We start from the raw sequence: 14475 nt of genomic DNA, 5'->3' as shown, positions 1-14475 counted from the left end.
ATGCCATTCAAGACGCCGTCATTGGCTGTACCGCCGACAGCGCGAGCTCCGCGCCATTGCTGGCGATGACGCCACCCGCGTTGTCCAGCGTGCCGGCGATGGCGATGTCGAGCGCATCGGCGCCGGTCTGCACGAGCCGGCCACCGGCGGTGTTGCGCAGGTTCGCGACATGGAGGTCCAGCCGGCCCGCGTCCAGGGAGCCCTCGGAATTGACCAGGGTCGCGGCATCGGTGCCCGTGGCCGCGACTGAAAGGCTGCCGGACGCGGCGACACGGGCATGGCGGGTGACGACGTCGCCGGTGGCGGCGGTCAGGGCCACCTCGGCGCCACGCACCTGGGCGCCACCCAGGTCGACGTCGGCGCCCCGCAGCGCCAGCCGGCCGGCGGCGAGCATCGTGCCGCCGGCCGCCAACCGTCCCGTGGTGCTGACCGACAGATCACCGGTCGCGCCCGGTTTGCCATCGCCGCCGATGCCGGCACCCAGCGCACCGGAGGCATCGCTGGCGAGCACGCCCGCCGTGATCGCCGTGTGGCGACCCGACGTGATCGTGCCGGAGGCGGAGGTCGGATTGCCACCGGCGCCGGCCTCCGATCCGTTGTCGAGGCGCGTCGCGACCGTGATGCGGCCATCGCGTTCGGCCCGGATCGCGCCGGTGTTCGCCAGGCTGCCCGCGCGCAGGTCGAGATCGGTCGCGGCGCCGATGCGGCCCTGGTCGTCGCGCACGTGGCCGACGACGTCGACCTTCGCCGCGTCGCCCGCCGACTGCAACGTGCCCCGGGTGTTGTCCAGCGTGGCGGCGCTGACCGTCAACGCGGCGTTGGCCACCAGCTGACCTGCGGTGTCGTCGAGCGCGCCGGCGACGGTGGCGTCCAGTGCATCGATCGCGGAGATCGTTCCATGCGCGTTGTCGAGCCCGCCGCCGACGCGCAGATGCGCCGCGCCACCGCTCGCCAGCGTGCCGCCATGGTTGTCCAGGTCGGCCGTGGTCTCGATGTCCAGCGCGCCCGCGCGCAGCGTGCCACCGGCGTTGTCGAGGGTGGCGACACGGGCCGTGAACGCACGACCGACATCCAGGGTGCCGCCGGCATTGCTGAAGCCGGCGCCACTGACGCTCAGGTCGGCGAGGCGCAGGGTGCCGCCGGCGTTGTCGAGATCCGTCGTCCGCAAGGTGATGTCGCCACCCGCGTGGATCGTGCCGCCGTCGTTGAGGATGCGGCCCGCGGCCGCGGCGATCCGGCCGGGAGCAGGCGGGGCCGGGGCCGGCACCGCCGGGCTCGCGGCGCCCCCTGCGCCACCTGAAGCGGCACCGGCACCGCTGCCAGTGGCGGTGCCGCTCCCGGTGGGCGGCGACGTGGGCGCCGGCGCGCCGGTCGGTGCGCCCGTGGCGGCCGGGGCCGGCGACGGGACTGGGGCTGGCGCGGGCGGCACGCCGATGACGCCGCCCTGTGCATTGCTCAGATGCGGGGCGTCGATCGCCAGTGCGCCGCCGCCGGTCTGCCGCAGGATGCCGCCACGGTTGTCGAGGTCGCCAGCCGTGCTGGTCAGCTCGAGGCGCGCGCCTTCCAGCGTGCCCGCAGTCGTCGCGAGATGGTTGGCCAGGTCGTCGCGCGTGGTGATCCGCAGGCCAGCGGCGCTCTGCACGACGCCACCATTGGCAACACCCGCCGCGTCGATCGCGGCATCGGACGCGGCCTGGATGAAGCCGCTGTTCTCCAGCCGGCCGCTGGCCGACAGCGAGAGCTGCCCGCCACCGGCGACGGTGTAGGGCCCCGTGGCGGTCTGGATCGTGCCGGCATTGCGGGCGCCGACACCCGCCTCGTTCACCACCAGGGCGATGTGCCCGGCGTACATGCCGCCCAGGCGGGCGACATCGATGGCATAGGCCGGCGCGCCGGCTTGGCCCGTGATCGGCACGATGCCCGCCAGGTCGGCGTCGATCCGGTTGGCACCGGTGACGACCTTGAGGTCGCCGGCGTGCAGGGCGCCGCTGAGCTCGAAGGCGCGCGTCAGGATCGCCAGCGAATCGGTCCCGCCGGCATCCAGCCCCGCGCCCGCGACGGCGATGCGGCCGCCGCGCACGACATAGGCCTCCAGGTTGCCGGCGATGCCGAACTGGGGCACGCCGGTGGTCAGGGTGGCGCGATGCACGTTGATGAAGCCGCCGCCGTCGACGGAGATGCCCGCCGGGTTGGCGACGATGACATCGGCCCGCTGGCCGGCCACCTCGATGAAGCCGCGCAGCAGCGAGGGATCGGTGCTGCGCACCTCGTTGACGATGACGCGGGCGGCGCCATGCGCGAGCATCGGGTTGCCCGCGACGAAGCCGCCGAGCTGGGTCTGGACGTTGGTCCGGCTGTTGTTGAGGATGGCGCCATTCGCGCCGACGTCGAACTGCCGGTAGACGTTGTGCGACACGCCGACGGCCGAGGGCGCCTGGATGTTGACCAGCGGCACGCCGTTGGGCGCCGTCAGCACCACCGGACGCTGCGCGCCGGGCGCGTTGCGGTCGCCGGCGATCTGCGCCTGCAGCGGCGCGCTGGCCAGCATGGCCACGACCGCCGCGAGGCGGAGCGCGACGCCCCTGCCGGCCGTGGCCCGGCTCGTGCCACGGCCGGTGCTCAGCGCCGTCTCCTGCACCACCATGCGCAGGCCGCGCGCGGCATTGAAGATGATCCGATGGAAATTCCTGTTCATGGGGTGGCCCTCCCTGGGCGCTCAGAAGCTGTAGTTCAAGTTGAGGCCGACCGTCGTCCTGGCGGTGCGGTAGCCCTCGGGCCGCCGGATCGGAGCGCCGACGAAGAAGTCGTAGTTCAGGCCTCGGATCACGCCGCGCAGGCCCACCGCCCCGCCCACCAGGTGATGGCCCAGGAGGTGTTCGGCCGCCACGCCGCTGACCTGCCCGTAGTCGATGCCGACATAGAGTTCGGCGCCGCTCTCTCCCAGCGCGAGGCCCATGTCGTTGCGCACCAGTCCCCCGCGATCGCCCAGCAGGCTGGTCTCGCCGTCGAAGCCGCGTACCGTGTAGCGTCCGCCGATGGCGAACTGGTCCTGGGGCAGGAGCGGCGTGCGGTTCCATTGCGCCCGCCAGAGCGCCGTGTAGCGCAGCTTCTGGCCGGCCCAGCGCAACGGCAGGTTGAGCGTCGCCTCGGCGGTCCAGAGCCGGAAACGCGAAGTGCCCTCGCCGAAGGCCTCCTCCGATGCGGCGGCGCCGCCGAAGGCCCCGGTGCCGCGCCGATAGGCCAACGTGCCGTCCAGCGTCGCGTCGCCCAGGAATTCACGCTGGTTCAGGCTGGCTTCCCAACCCCCGACGACCCGGCTCTGCGCATTCAACGTCGTGACGTCGGTGATCTCGCTGACCGAAGCGCGACGGAAGGCGCGCAGCGCGGCGGTCGTCTTGCGGCTGCGGTCGCGGTGGAGCAGTTGCGACCATCGCACCTCGGCGTTGCTGCTCGAACCGGCATAGACATAGTCGACGTCACCGCCGGCGACCGTCTGGTGATAGCGGCTGCGACTCGCCGTGACGCCCAGGAGCCCGTAGCCGAACGGGATCGAGTAGTGGAGCGTGTGACCGCCTGTGCCGCGATCGTCGTGATTGAACGCATCGTGATTGAGGCTGACGTAGGCCAGGTCATTGAGACCGAGCGGACCATCCCACGCCACCGTGGCCCCGGTCTGGGTCCTGCCGGTGGCCCGGGTGCCGCTGTCGTCCAGGCTCAGCGTCGCGCGCAATGGGAGTCCGCGCCTGTACCTGACCACCAGGTCGCTGTCGCCGGGACCCGCATCGGCGCCGATGGAGGGAGCGATCTGGATGTCGGCATCCGCCGTGGGCAGACGTTTGAGGTTCTCGAGGCCCTGTTCGATGGCGCGCAGTTCCAGCAGGTCGCCGGGCGTCACGGGAATGGCGTTGCGCAACCACGTCGAGGCGGTCGCACCGTCGTCCGGACGCACCGCCTTGATGCGGCCGGGCAGCAATGTCAGGGTCAGGGTGCCGGTGCTCAGCGCTTGAGGCCCGGCCAGCACGCGCGTGGTCGGATAGCCCCCCTCGACCAGCGCCGCCTGCAGGCGTGCCACGAGAGTGCCGATGCCCGTCGTTCCCAGGCAGCGGCCGATGGGCGAGTCGTCGTGGTCGACACCCGCGGCGTGTGACAGGATCCAGTCGAAACGCGCTGAAGACTCACCTTGCAACAGCAGGCGGTCGATCACGAAACAGGGCGTTTCATCGTGCGGCAGGCGCGCAGGGCCTTTCTCGGTGGCGGAGGACCCACGGACATCGATGCTCGGCTCCTGTTGCTGGCGCAGTGCGCGTTCACGGTCCTGCTGACGTCTTTCCTCGATCAGGGGTCGTGGCACCGTGGCGGCCTGCGCATGGACGGCGGCCGGCAGCAGCGAAAAACCGCTCAACAAACAATAGAGGGGACCGTAATTCCAGAATGATGAATGGAGATTTCTTCTTGATTTTTTTCTATTGAAAACGACGTGCCGGGCACGAATCAATGGATCGATCACTTCCTCGCCTGTACTTCCATGGGACACGTCGCATTTTATTGAGCGCCTTTGGATGGAAATGCGACGGGAGCGGGGTTTCAACAGCCATCAGACCCATCAAGATGATTTTCCGTTAATTAATTTTTTCTGCCCTTTTAATTCTTTAGTATTGATTGAATTGGATTGAATCGTCGGGGTCGTACGATTGGCTAATTTCGTTCTAGATCGCCGTACACACTCTTCCAAGGCGCTCTTCTCGACGAAAAATGACCTGCCGCGCGCTGCATGCCATCCTGATCTTCTTTCGACGTTCAATGGAGGGAATGGCGATGCAGGCGTGGATTGGCATCCGGGGAGCCATTGCCGGCGCTCTTGCGTGAATCTTCAAATGCCGGATCTGTCCATTGGTCAATCCCGCCAATGACCATCGATAACCATCAATGAGTCATTGTCCGAACTGGACGATCCTCATCCGGTGCACGTGCGGATTCGCACGGATTGCATGTCGATGTTCCAGATGCATCAAGTCGTTGACGCCGAGGCCCGTTCGCAGACCCTGTGCGGAGCGCGGAAAGACCGGTGGGCGGGCTCGCCGGTCCCGGCTGGCTCAATAGACGTCGCGGCGATAGCGGTTGGCGACCAGCAAGTCGTCGAGCGTCGCGTGGCCGAGCACCTCGCGCAGGATCTGGTCGACGCCGGACGCCATGCCCGACAGGCTGCCGCACACATAGATCACGCAGCCGTCGTCGACCCAGCGCCGCAGGATCTCCGCGTGCTCGCGCAGGCGGTCCTGCACATACGGGCGGGCGGGGGTGTCGCGCGAGAACACCCGATCGACGCGCTCGACGGCGCCGGTGCGCTGCCAGCCATCGACCTCGGCGCCCAGGACGTCGTCGTGCGCGGCATGGCGCTCGCCATGGACCAACCAGTTGCGATGATGGCCGCGCCGCACGCGTTCGCGCAGATGGCCACGCAACCCGCCATAGCCCGAGCCGTTGCCGATGAAGACGCAGGGCACGTCACCATCGACCAGCGCGAAGGCCGGATTGGGCCGCAGCCGCAATGCGACGACCTCGCCCAGCGGGGCATGCGCCGTCAGCCAGCCCGATGCCAGACCCAGGCCGTGGGCATGCCGCACCTGGCGCACCAGCAACTGCACGCGGCCCTCGTGGGACAGCGAAGCCACCGAATAACGCCTGGGCGATGACGGCGCCGAACCCATGCCCGACGGCGGTCGCAGTTCGGCCAGCGCGCCCGGAAGCCAGCTGCCACCCGCCGTGGCGCCGGCATCGGGGCTCGCAGCCGCACCGGCCGGTCCACAACCGCCTCCGGCACCCGCATCCCCGGCGGGCCGCAATTCGATCTCATAGAGCGGATCGCCCTGGCTGCCGGGGTTGAGCAGGGTGCGGCGCACCAGACGCCAGGGTTCGAACACCGGCTCGTCGGCGGGCGCGGCGGGAGCGATGTCGAGTGCGACGCCGAACGCCGCACCGACCTCGCGGGTCCAGCGCATGAGCGCATCGGGATCGCCATCGTCGACCTCGATCATCGGGAACAGCGGCCGCGCGCCCAGGCCCTGGAGATGGTGCCGCAGCGTGCGGCCGAAGCCGCAGAAGGTCGCGTAATGCGCGTCGCCCAATGCCAGCAGGCCATAGCGCAGATGCCGCAGGCCGTCCACACCGGCTTCGCCTTCCAGGCGTTCGACCACGCCATGCGCCGCATCGGGCGGATCGCCATCGCCGAAGGTGCTGGCGACGATCAGCAGGTGCCGCTGGAGCCGCAGCAACCCGACATCCAGCGCCGCCAGCGGCCGCACGTCGACGGCCACGCCCGCCGCCTGCAGCGCGCCGGCGGTGCGCAGCGCGATACGCTCGGCATGGCCGGTCTGCGAGGCGAAGGCCAGCAGCACCGGTGCCCCGCCCGCGCCCGCCGTGACGCCGGTCGCCGCCAGCCGCATCCGCTCCCGCCGCACCAGCGTGCCTGTGCGGCGCCGGTCGAGGTACATCCACCACCCCGTGATCGCGAACAGCACCAGCGCCAGGCTCGACAGCGCCATGGCCAGGCGGCCGGGCAGTCCCCAGTAGCTGCCCATGTGCAGCGGATAGATGCTGTTGACCAGCCGGCCGGCGAGCGCCTTGTCGGCATAGCGGTCGTGCCGCGTCACCGCGCCGGTCGCGGCATCGAGATGGAGGCGGTCGCGCGCCCGCTCGTGGACCGCGTCGGGCTGCAGGTAGGTCGCCTCGACCTGCGTCGCTCCGGCCGCGGGCAGCCGCAGCGTGACCTGCCGCCAGTCGCCCGCCGTCGCGGACTGGAAACCCGACCAGACGCGCCGCAGATCCGCATCGGGCACGGCGCGCGTGGCCGGCGGCGTCCCGCTGGCCATGCCACCCGGTGCGCCCATGCGCTGCACGCGGACCGCCCGCCCCTCGCCCGCGGCGCCATCGACCATGGCGCGGACGGAATCGAAACCCCAGTACACGCCCGTCGCGGCCGATACCACGTAGAGCGGCAGGGCGAGCGTGCCGGCCACCGCGTGCAGGTTCCATACGAAGGCGCGGCCCTTGAGGCCGACATCGATCCGCAGCCAGGCGCGCCAGGACGCCGCGCGGCGCGGCCAGCGCAGATACAGCCCGGACAGTGCCAGCACCAGCAGCCCGGCCGCCAGCGTGCCGGTCACCGGCTTGCCGCTCTCGCGCGGCAGCAGCAGCCAGCGATGCAGTCGCTCGACGAACTCGAAGAACTCGTCGCCTCGCGGATGCGGCATCAGGGCGCCGGTATACGGGTCGACCATGCGGCTCTCGCCCCGGCGCTCGCCGGGCGCCGGCGCGAAGACGGCACGCGCGGGCCGGCCGGCCTCGGCGATCAGGGTCAGCGTGGCGACGCGCCGCGCCGGCTCGATGGCGCGCAGCCGCTCGACCAGCTCGGCCGGTGTCAGCGCCACGGCGCCGGCCGTCGGCGCGGTGACGTGCCGCAAGGCCGGGTTCAGGGCCTCGACGATTTCGGCGCGGAACGACAGCACCGCGCCGGTCAGGCCCACAATCGCCAGCACGCTGCCGGCCGTGATGCCGATGAACCAGTGGATCCGGACCCAGGCCTCGCGCAACAGGCTCGTCCAGGAAGCGCGTCGCACCGCGCGTGGCGGCTCGCCGGCGCCGGCCGTCACAGGTCGAACTTGACCAGGGCGCGCACGGTGCGCGGCGTGCCGACCGCCAGGCGCGTGCCGGCGGCGGCCCAGTAGCGTCGATCGGCGAGGTTGTCGACGTTCAGCTGGAACTGGGCGCGCCGGCCCAGCACCGAGGTCGCATAGCGCGCGCCCAGACCGAATACGGTGACGCCGCCGATGAAGGCCTGATTCAGGTCGTCGACCGGGCGGCGACCGGTGAAGTAGGCGCCGCCATTGACCGACAGGCCCGGCACCGGCGCGATGTCGTAGGACAGGAACAGGCTGGCGGTATGCCGGGCGGTGTTCTCCGGCTGCCTGCCGTCGTACTGCGCATTGATGTCGCGGAAGCTGGCGTCCAGCACCTGGCCCGACAGTTGCCAGGCCAGCTGCCGCGTCAGGCGCCCCTGGGCCGAGACCTCGGCGCCGCGATAGGTCTGCCGCCCGTCGCCGACGAAGACGTTGGCCGCGTTGGTGTAGGCCCCGGGCCGCTCGATGTCGAACAGCGCGCCCGACAGCAGCGTGCCGGCCGGCGTCAGCCAGCGCAAACCGGTCTCCTTCTGCCGGCTGACGCCCGGTGCCATGCGATTGTTCTGGTTCACCGTGCCGGTCGGCGCGACCTCGCCCTCCTCGACGCCCTGCGCATAGGAGACGTAGGCCATGAGGTCGGGCGTGAACCGGTAGCTCAGGGCGGCCAGTGGCGTCGTCCTGCTGACGTCGTAGGCGATCAGCGGCAGTGTCGCGCTGGCCTGCTGGGTGCTCTCGAAACGCGTGTGGCGCGCACCGGCGACCAGCTGCCATTGCGGCGACAAGGTGATGCGGTCGAGCGCGTAGACACCGACGTCGCGGCTGTCCTGACCACCCGTGGTCGGACGCACCGGCATGGCCGACAACGGCAGCTCGCCGATCACGCGCGGGTCGTAGAGATTCTGCGGGGTGCTCGCGCCGCCATAGGTGCGCTGGAAGATCGGATCCTGGGTCTTGTCGCTGCGGGCGACGCCGAGCGTCAACTCGTGTCGCCAGGCGCCGGTCGCGAAGGTGCCGAAGAGTTCGGCGCGAACCAGATCGGAACTCTGCGCCAGGTGCTGCGAATTACCGGTGATGCGTCCGGCGCCGGTGCGCACGTTGTAGTTGCTGAAGATCGACAGGCGACGGTCGCGCCGGGCCTCGGAGCGGCCGGCCTCCACCATCACCGCCCACTGGTCGGACAGGGAGTAGTCGGCGCGGACCTGGGTGTTGGTGACCTCGGCATCGAAGGTGGCGCCGGTCGAGCCCAGCAGGCGCCGCGGATCCGGCAGCGCCGGCAGCGCGATCACGCCATTGACCGCCGCCAGCCGCGCGATGCCGGCCTGCTCCAGGATGCTCTTGCGGTAGGTCTCGATGTCGGCCCGCAAGGTCAGGCGGCTGTTCACGCGCCAGTCGAAGGCGCCGGAGAAGAAGCTGCGATGGCCATCCACGCCATCGATGGGCGAACCCAGCTGGCCGCCGGCGGCGTTGAGTCGCACGCCGAACTGCTGGCGGTCGCCGAACTGTCGCCCCAGATCGAGGAAGCCCTGCGCGGTGCCATGGTTGTCGAGTCCCAGGCCGACCGAGGTCACCGGCGTGGCGCCGGCGCGCTTGGTCATGAGGTTGACCACGCCGGCCGGCGACGTGAAGCCGTAGTAGAGCGCCGAGGCGCCCTTGAGCACCTCGACCCGCTCCTTGTTCTCGAGCGGGATCTCCGACACGTTGGGGATCGCCAGCGAGCCGTTCAGACGATAGTTGGTCCGGTTCTCCACCGCGATGCCGCGGATGACCAGCTGGTCGAAGGTATCGCCACCGTTCTGCTGCCGCGTGACACCGGCGGTATTGCGCAGCACGTCGTAAATGCCGGCGGCGCCCTGCAATTCGATGACCTCGCGCGTCACCGTGTTCACCGTGGCCGGCACTTCCATGATCGAGCCGCCCCGGAAGGTGCCGGCTTCGACCGTGTGGGGGACGAAACCACTGGCACGGTCGGAGCGCACGGTGACGGTGTCGAGTTCCTGCCCTGCCTCGGCGATCCGCGAAGTGGCGGACTGGGCCTGGACGATGGTCGATGCGAGCAGCAGGGGGGCGAGGGAGACCAGGGGATGTTTCATTTTCTTGCGCAATCGGAGGCGCGAGAGCGTCCGATCGACCACGATCGCGGAAATTTCGATGGCCGCGATTGTACGGATGCGCTTGAGAATCATTCTTGACCGCATCCCCCCCCTTGATGCGATCCCGCGATCCTTTCCCGTTCGGCGGCCATCGCGGTGGCCGCCGGAGTCGTCCTGATCCTCAGTCGGCCAGTGCCAGCACGCCGATGCCCGTGAAGGCGAACAGGGTCGCCAGCACCCGGAAAGTCGGCAGGCGACGCTCGGTCTTGCCGTCCCAACGGTCGCGCTGTCCGAAGCGCTCGGTCGGCTCGATACGGACGAAATCCTTGTGGGGCGTCTGTCGGAAAGAATTCATGGGGAGAGCACCTTCAAATGGTTTTCGGATTCGGATTCGGATTTGAATTCGCTAAAACGAGTGTCTACTGTCCTAAAAGGACCTACGTAAGCGAAAGTTCGTGGAGTCCGACACAGAAATTCCCGTCTTGACGCGGTACCCGTTCAAGGCCGCCGCCAAAGCGCCGATAAACAGCCATCGAGGCAAACCGCCTCGCGAATCTCAAAGGCAGCGACTTGGCGCATCCACTCTGGCTCTATCGCAAGCTCTCCTCCCGCGGACGGATCGGCTATCGCAGCATGCTGATGCTGGTCGTCGTGCTGGGCGCGCACGTACCCCTCCTGGCGCTCGTCGGCTGGTTCACGTATCGGCATTCGCTTGCGCTGAATGCGACGATCGCGACCCTGCTGGTGGTCGTGGTCGCCACCCTGGTCGGCGCCGGCACCGTGATGTGGGCGCTGGACCAGTTGCTGCGGCCGGTCCTGATGACCTCCGAGAGCCTGCGCGAATACACGCTCAATCGGACATTGCCCGATCTGCCGCTCGAATTCGAGGACGAGGTCGGCACCCTGATGGCCGATACGTCCTATGCGTTGAATCACCTGAATGGAGCGCTCGCCGAACTGGCCCACTACGACCGGCTGACCGGTCTGCCCAACCGGGCCACGTTCCTGCGACGGCTCGGCGAGGGCGATGCCTCGGCGTCGTATGCCCTGTGCGTGCTGCGAGTGGCGAACCTGCCCAAGCTGACGCTCGCCTTCGGCAACGCGCCGGCGAACATCGCCACGGTGGCCTTCTTCGCCCGGCTCGAGGCGGGCCTGGCCGACACCGGCTGCGAGCGGCCGCTGCTGTCGCGCATCGACGCCGAGCTGTTCGGCTTCCGGATCGAGGCGGGTGCCACGGATGCCACGCCGGGCGACCGCGCCGCGCGCCTGGTGCGCGGCCTGCGCCAGGAGATCACCGTGGACGAGCTGCGCTTCAATCCCGAGTTCGAACTCGGCATGGCGCTGCATCCGTCCGACAGCACCGAGCCGGAGGAACTGCTCGATCGCGCCATCGCCGCCCTGGCGCCGGTCGCGGCCGAGGGCATGGCGGTACCCAATCCGGCCTCGCGCGAGGCCAGCGAGCGCTCCCGCACGCGGGCGCGCATCGAGCAGGACCTGCGCCGGGCGCTCGAGCGCGACGAGTTCGTGCTGCACTACCAGCCACTGGTCGACGTCGGCAAGCAGCGCGTCTTCGGCGCGGAGGCGCTGATCCGCTGGAACCACCCCGAGCTCGGCCTGCTCGCGCCAGGCCACTTCATCGGCGTGGCCGAGGAGAGCGGCCTGATGGATCCGATCGGCCAGTGGGTGCTGGAGGCCGCCGCGCGACAGCTCAACGCCTGGACCGGCACCGACCTGGAGGCGCTGCGGCTGTCGATCAACCTGTCGGCACGCCAGTTTCGCAACGAGCGCATCGTGCGTCACATCTCGAACGCACTGCGCTCCAACGGCGTGTCGCCCTCGCGCCTGGAGATCGAGCTGACGGAGACGGCGGCAATGCGCGACAGCCGCATGACGCACGCCATCCTGTCGTCGCTGCGCAACCTGGGCGTGACATCGGCGATCGACGACTTCGGCACCGGTTACTCAAGCATGAGCTACCTGCGCACGCTGCCCTTCGACAAGCTCAAGATCGATCGCGAATTCGTCATGAACGTCGAGCAGCGGCCCAAGAGCCTGGCGATCTGCCGCGCGCTGATCGAGCTGTCGGACGGCCTGGGCATCACCGTGCTGGCCGAAGGAACCGAAACCGCCGCCGAGGTGGCGCAGATGATGCAGCTCGGCTGCAACCAGTTCCAGGGCTACTACTTTTCCAAGCCCGTGCCCGCGGCCATGCTCAGCGACGTCGCGGCCAGCCTGCGACTGCAGAGCGTCATCGAATCCTCCGCCCAGGCTGCCGGGCTGGAACCGCGCAGCACGCCCGCGAGGCGGCTGGTGCTGGTCTGAGCGACCCGGAACGACGGGCATCCGAGCCTGGACCCGGGCTGGCGCGGGCGTTACCTGCGCACACAGGCACGTTTTCCCGCCCTTCCTAAACTGTCGGCGATGACGATGAAATCACCGTTCCTCTCGAACCTGGCCTCCCTGCTTCTCCTCACCTTCGCGGCCACCGGCGCCAGCGCGGCGGGTCCCGCGACCACCACGCCGAGCGCCGCCTCCGCCGCAGCGGCGAGCGCCGCGGCCACGGCGGCTGGCGAGAATTGCGAGGTGTTGCGGAGCCAGATCGAATCGCGCATCGCCGCTGCCGGGGTCACGCGCTTCAGCGTTCGCACGGTCGATGCGGATGCGGCCGTCGACACGGGCCGGGTCGTCGGCACCTGCGGCCGGGGCAGTCGCAAGATCGTCTACGAGACCCAGACCGGACCGGCGCCTGCGTCATCGGCGGTGCTGACCGAGTGCCGCGATGGCAGCACGCCGGCGGGCGGCGTCTGCAAGCCCTAGCCGCCCTGCCCACCCTCGGCGAAGCGTTCGGCCAGCGCCATCCAGTCGTGATGCAGTCGCTCGACCTCGCCGAGCGTCGCGTGCATGGCCTTGGCATCCAGCGGCTGGCGGCCGTCCATGATCGCCGCCATCAGGTCGCGGTGTTGATCGTCGGCCCGCAACCAGGCGTGATAGGTCTCGACGAACTTGTCGCGGGTCGGCATCACGACTCCCGTGGCTTGATGAAGCCGGGCGCGTTCTCGTCCTGACCGGGCGTGCCGGCTTCGGGGGCGCCATCCGGATCGAGCAGGTCCTGATGGATCTCGGGCTCGGTGACGTGACGATCCCGGTCCTGAGGAGGCGTCGAGGCAGGCGATTTCGTTGGGTCCGACATGGCGAATCTCTCCTTAAAACATTCAACTTAAGTCTTTCCAGCATTCGCTCCTGTAGGAACGATGCCTGAGGCCGAGCGTGACGATGGGTGTGGTGGATGCGCCGCACTCCGGTCGCTCAATTGCAAACCAGCAGTTTGCAATTTCGCCGGACTGTGCGAAAAATGCGTGATGTGTATGAAAGTGTTTTCATCATTGCGCCGTGACGCGACGGGGATGGCGACGGGATTCGACGATGTCGGCGCGTGAACCGATCCTGGCTGCGGAGACCTTCGAGGGTCGCCTGTCCCACCTGTCGCGCCTGTCCGTCGCCACGGCCGAACGCAGCGATGCCGACATCCACCGCTCGGTGGGCGAAGTCCTGCAACTGGTGCGCGATCACCTCCAGATGGACGTGGTGTTCGTATCGCGCTTCGAGAACGGACGCCGGGTGTTCCGCCACGTCGAGCAGGATCCGGCGCAACCGCTGCTGACGGTCGGACATTCGGATCCGCTGGAGAGCAGCTTCTGCCAGCGCGTCGTCGACGGCCGCATGCCGCAGCTGGTGTGCGACGTCGCGCGACTGCCCGATGCCGCCAGCCTGCCACCGCTGCCGTTCCGCGTCGGCGCCCACCTCAGCACGCCCCTGGTGTTGCGCAGCGGCGAGATCTACGGCACGTTCTGCTGTTTCAGCGTCGCTCCGAACGACGCGCTGACCGAGCGCGATCTCAAGCGCCTGCGCATGGCTTCCGAGATGACGGCTCGCCTGATCGATCGTTCGAGTGCAGACTCTGCCTGACGGTCGGCGTGGCGACCGGTTCGCGGAGCGACCCCATGCGAATTCCTGGAATTCCGACCTCCCTCCTGCTGTCGTGCCTCGTGGTCGGTGGCTGGGCACATGCCATCGCCGCGTCGCAGCCCACGGTGCCGGGTGCCGCCGCCGCTCCTGTCGAGGCCGGCACGCTGTATGTCAAGCACCACCGCGAGACCATCGAGGGCCGGCTCTCGGCCTGTGGACTGGAATTCGCCGCGGTGGCCATCGACCACAGCACGCGGCGCGGCGCACCGGTCAAGCTCGCCGGCCGCTACGAACTGCGGGCCTGGCCGCAGGGCGGCCCGGGCTATTCGCTCAAGCTCGGCCTGTACGACGGCCTGGCCTGGGAACACCCGGTGGCGCCGCACCATGCCGCCGTCCGGGCACCCCACGGACCGATGCCGCGCCGGCCGCTGCGCCTGGATGCGTCGAATCCCGGCCATGCGCTGTTCTTCGATGCCCTGGACGACAGCTTCTCGGCCACCTTCCGCTCGATGGTGGTGGACCGCACCTTCGTCATCGCCTTCAATCGCGCCGCCGGCGAACAGGACGTGTCGGCGGTGATCGACCTGCAGGTCGCCGGCACGCGGACACTGGACGGCCGGACCACGCAGACGCTGACGACCGAGACCGGCGATGCCTTCCGGGCCTGCGCGGACGAACTGTTCAAGGGCTTCCATCCACCAGCGCCGGCCACCCGTCCGCAGCGCAGTCTCTGAATCCGATGC

Annotated in this window: 11 protein-coding genes; 4 read left to right on the top strand and 7 right to left on the bottom strand. The window is 69.4% G+C overall.

Features of this window, described 5'->3' with window-relative positions:
• Window positions 1-7: 7 nt before the first annotated feature.
• The 5 genes from AC1MLT_RS19920 to AC1MLT_RS19900 form a co-directional block, all read right to left on the bottom strand.
• Entirely contained in the window at window positions 8-2695 is a 2688-nt protein-coding gene (locus tag AC1MLT_RS19920; protein ID WP_481035957.1) for a two-partner secretion domain-containing protein, read from the bottom strand.
• 21 nt (window positions 2696-2716) lie between these two features.
• Window positions 2717-4405 (bottom strand): ShlB/FhaC/HecB family hemolysin secretion/activation protein, encoded by a 1689-nt coding sequence (locus AC1MLT_RS19915; protein ID WP_481035956.1) that lies wholly within the window; start codon window positions 4403-4405, stop codon window positions 2717-2719.
• 688 nt (window positions 4406-5093) lie between these two features.
• Entirely contained in the window at window positions 5094-7649 is a 2556-nt protein-coding gene (locus AC1MLT_RS19910) for a PepSY domain-containing protein (RefSeq protein ID WP_481035954.1), read from the bottom strand.
• The gene (locus AC1MLT_RS19905) at window positions 7646-9766 is read right to left on the bottom strand and encodes a TonB-dependent siderophore receptor (protein ID WP_481035953.1); all 2121 of its coding nucleotides are present in this window, start codon (window positions 9764-9766) and stop codon (window positions 7646-7648) included. Before AC1MLT_RS19905 ends, AC1MLT_RS19910 begins: the two co-directional genes overlap by 4 nt.
• A 181-nt stretch (window positions 9767-9947) precedes the next feature.
• Entirely contained in the window at window positions 9948-10121 is a 174-nt protein-coding gene (locus AC1MLT_RS19900) for a hypothetical protein (protein WP_481035951.1), read from the bottom strand.
• A 215-nt stretch (window positions 10122-10336) separates the two neighbouring features.
• Between AC1MLT_RS19900 and AC1MLT_RS19895 the strand changes: the two genes are divergently transcribed.
• Entirely contained in the window at window positions 10337-12088 is a 1752-nt protein-coding gene (locus AC1MLT_RS19895; protein WP_481035950.1) for a putative bifunctional diguanylate cyclase/phosphodiesterase, read from the top strand.
• A gap of 99 nt (window positions 12089-12187) precedes the next feature.
• Window positions 12188-12583, top strand: a complete 396-nt coding sequence (locus tag AC1MLT_RS19890) for a DUF1161 domain-containing protein (protein ID WP_481035949.1) — start codon at window positions 12188-12190, stop codon at window positions 12581-12583.
• On the opposite strand, the gene AC1MLT_RS19885 is transcribed toward AC1MLT_RS19890, so the two are convergent.
• Window positions 12580-12786, bottom strand: coding sequence for a hypothetical protein (locus AC1MLT_RS19885; protein WP_481035948.1), 207 nt, complete (start codon window positions 12784-12786; stop codon window positions 12580-12582). The genes AC1MLT_RS19890 and AC1MLT_RS19885 overlap by 4 nt on opposite strands.
• Window positions 12786-12956, bottom strand: coding sequence for a hypothetical protein (locus AC1MLT_RS19880; RefSeq protein WP_481035947.1), 171 nt, complete (start codon window positions 12954-12956; stop codon window positions 12786-12788). The genes AC1MLT_RS19885 and AC1MLT_RS19880 overlap by 1 nt, the downstream gene beginning before the upstream one ends.
• Before the next feature lie 233 nt (window positions 12957-13189).
• Between AC1MLT_RS19880 and AC1MLT_RS19875 the strand changes: the two genes are divergently transcribed.
• A complete protein-coding gene (locus AC1MLT_RS19875; RefSeq protein WP_481035946.1) occupies window positions 13190-13732 on the top strand; it encodes a GAF domain-containing protein in 543 nt (180 codons plus the stop codon).
• Window positions 13733-13767: 35 nt separating this feature from the next.
• Window positions 13768-14466 (top strand): hypothetical protein, encoded by a 699-nt coding sequence (locus AC1MLT_RS19870; RefSeq protein ID WP_481035944.1) that lies wholly within the window; start codon window positions 13768-13770, stop codon window positions 14464-14466.
• Window positions 14467-14475: the final 9 nt, after the last annotated feature.

The organism is Variovorax sp. PEI5, from assembly GCF_056679935.1.
This window is presented reverse-complemented; position numbering and strand designations above follow the sequence as displayed.